This is a genomic window from Paenibacillus sp. P4_A7 (genome assembly GCF_056402455.1).
Window position 1 is genome coordinate 1 of sequence record NZ_JBFUHJ010000573.1, and the last position, 3,102, is coordinate 3,102.

Below are 3,102 nucleotides of genomic sequence, written 5' to 3' on the forward strand. Positions count from 1 at the left end.
TCAATGTTTTATTTATATTCTGTTGCATTTATTAAATTACCGTTTAAATCGTAGAAATCTAAACAATAAGCCCAATCTTCATCCGCAAAATTAGCAATTTCGATATTTGCTTGCATCAACTTGTCCCGTAATGCGTGAGCATCATTTGTCTTAAAACATAAAACAGGCATTTTCTCTTCTCTTTTTATAAAATACATGTTCATGTTCGTACTATTATTCGTTCTCCATAAGAGAAATACGGGTCTAGCATCTTTTTCTGGCGTAAGACAAATAAAAGCCATATCATCATGATTGGGTCGACCTTGAAGATAAAAACCAAGGTGCGTGGTGTACCACTCGATAGATTGTTCCAAATCTAATACTGGAACTTGGATGTGGTCTAATGATTCTAGATATTTTTTGACCATTTTTTTGTCCCCAATCAACTATGATTGAACTTCTTCCAAATTTAATAAAATACCATATTTAACCAAAAAAATATCGTACATTCGTTCGTATGTAAATAACTATTGTACTAAACTGCCCGTTAGCTTAACACTGGTGCTGATAAGTAGTCCGAAGTTTACAATCTAGCATGATACTTTAATTCTATTACGTTATCTTAGAGTTCCGTAATCACTAATCTCAACTTTCCTACCATCTGGGTCAAAAAAAGCTATTTCCTTCCCACATCCACCTCTATCTTTAATACCATCAGTGGCCAGTTTCACACCATATGCTGCCATTCTTTCATACACTTCTTCAATATCTTTTACTTGAAATAAAATAACTGCATGATTATATCCGTCACTGTTGTTAAAATTCAATGTAAGTGTATCGTCTGATTGTATGAAAAATAATTCAGGTCMTCCATTAGGCGGGGCTAATACAACCATACCTGCATTAGGCTCAAGAGGTGCCATAGATGCTGCCTCTAATCCAAAAAGTTCACTGTAMCATTTTGCTGTTGTATACGGGTCCTTAGCAGGTAAATAGAGACAAAGGATACCTAGCAGTTTAGGTTCTATTTTTTTTATGATGCTGTCCTGTGTTTGCTCACTCACTTCTTCAACCACCTTTTCCAAAAAATAGAGATACTCGAATAGCATATCTTTATGAGAGTGCTTTGTAAACGCTTAATCCATCGAATTTCCCCGCTCTTTATCACGCATAACTGCCCGTTAGCTTAAAACTATTTTAACAATCTTTAATGAGGATTAGATATCCTTCTGAATCAGTTACGTGAAAGCTAGTTGTTTTCTCATAAGGGCAATAGTAAATTTCATCAACTCGGGCACCTTTGGATTGTAATGATTCGTGCGCGGCATTAATATCTGGGGAAAATAAGCTAAATACAGCATGAGTCGTCGGATTTTCCTTGTCCGATTCTATCAGCAATATTCGGGCACCATCCATATCTAATCCACCATTGGAATTTTTATTAATGCCTAGAACATCCGTGTACCAAACCATTGCTTGTTCATAATCACTAACATGAACATAAATTTCGGTTACTCGATTCGTGATAACGTTTGTTGAAGTTCCCATCAATATCCCCACCTCATTAGATTATAATTCCGCATATATCTAAATCATACAAAATTAAGCACTAAATGGATATATGTCGTTCATTTAACTAAACTGCCCGTTAGCGCAATGAGCATTTAGATTAATCCCCCATGTTGTCCTCCATGAAATATTTTAAGTATAAACTCTCTCTCTGGTACCTTCAGATCATTGTAAGTTTGTAAAAACTCTTTGTTATCATAAGGTACCTCCAATGATTTCATACTAATATCTTCATCTGTTATAGTTACAACCCCATATCTTGCATATGGAAGATGGTAACATCCTAGAGAACCTGGATTAAAGAAAGCCCTGCGATTGGAAACAAAATTATGAACAATATGGTGATGACCAAAACATACAAGTTGGTATACTGTTTCAGAATAGATTTGATCTAATCTCTCTATTGTTGGCTGTTTATCAATTGGTATAAACCATTGTTTATCATCCAGATGATAATGTGTAAATAACAGCTGTTTATCATCTACGGAATATAATAATTGCTTTGGCCATTTGGCCATAAATTCAATATATTCGGGTTTTATCCTATCGGCCAACCACTGATGATGTAGTCGTTCATTTTGATGCCCATTAGGTGCTTCCTCCTGATTGTAGGCAGCAATAACTGCTAAATCATGATTACCGATAACGTAAGAAATATCTTCTCTTTGAATAACCTTTTCAAAGACCTCGTTTGATTCTGGGCCAATCCCCACGACATCACCCAAGCAGAAAATGTGATCAATATCTTTATTTGAGATGTCTTTTAGAACTGCTTCAAGTGCAGGGCTATTACCATGAATATCAGTAATAATCACAAAAGTATTTTTCAACTCATCCACGTCCTTATGCATTTCTCCCTTAATATATTCGAGATGTTATTGAGCAAACCTGCCCGTTAGTTGAACAAAGGCTGCCGAAAACGGCAGCCTTTGTTATGTTCTCTTCAGCAATTTTTATTTCCCGAACCAAACCCTATTACGTATCCATCCAAGTCTCGAACTGAGAAGTCCTTCCAAGACCCCCAGTCATGTTCGGTTATCTTTGGTTCGGAGACAATAATTGCACCATTTGTTTTAAGTTCAAGATAAAAGGCATCAAGTTCGTCATGAGTTCTGACATAAGCATATGTATTCCAAGTTCCTTTATTAGGTCTAACATCTTTAATATCTTTTGCTTGAATTAATTTAAAACCTAAACCGAAATTATCTCGAATTGCCCAGTGTTCGTTGACTTCACATCCCAAGGTATCTTCATAATATTTCATTGATTTTTCCAAATCTGAAACTAACAATACAGTAAGGGAATTTTCAATTTTCGCTTTGACTTTTTCCGCCACTACTTAACCACTCCCAYTTTGGAAAATATACCCATATAAAATATAACGAATATACGTTCGATTGTAAAGAACAATTTCACTGAAAATCACTAAAGTAATCTGCCCGTTAGCTTAACGGAAAATGATACTATTCCCAATGGTGTCTATTAAACTGTATGCTATCATAATTCTTCAATTAACCATTTTAATTCTGTGTCCCCGAGACATCGGTACATGGC

The 3,102-nt window shown here is 35.5% G+C and carries 5 protein-coding genes; all 5 read right to left on the reverse strand.

Features of this window, described 5'->3' with window-relative positions:
- Positions 1–8: 8 nt before the first annotated feature.
- Entirely contained in the window at positions 9–407 is a 399-nt protein-coding gene (locus tag AC1DWN_RS31160; protein ID WP_477562737.1) for a VOC family protein, read from the reverse strand.
- A 189-nt stretch (positions 408–596) separates the two neighbouring features.
- A complete protein-coding gene (locus tag AC1DWN_RS31165) occupies positions 597–1,043 on the reverse strand; it encodes a VOC family protein (RefSeq protein ID WP_477562738.1) in 447 nt (148 codons plus the stop codon).
- 133 nt (positions 1,044–1,176) lie between these two features.
- On the reverse strand, positions 1,177–1,527 hold the full coding sequence (locus AC1DWN_RS31170) for a VOC family protein (RefSeq protein WP_477562739.1): 351 nt from the start codon (positions 1,525–1,527) through the stop codon (positions 1,177–1,179).
- Positions 1,528–1,643: 116 nt separating this feature from the next.
- A complete protein-coding gene (locus AC1DWN_RS31175) occupies positions 1,644–2,387 on the reverse strand; it encodes a metallophosphoesterase family protein (RefSeq protein ID WP_477562740.1) in 744 nt (247 codons plus the stop codon).
- A gap of 104 nt (positions 2,388–2,491) precedes the next feature.
- On the reverse strand, positions 2,492–2,884 hold the full coding sequence (locus AC1DWN_RS31180; protein ID WP_477562741.1) for a VOC family protein: 393 nt from the start codon (positions 2,882–2,884) through the stop codon (positions 2,492–2,494).
- Positions 2,885–3,102: the final 218 nt, after the last annotated feature.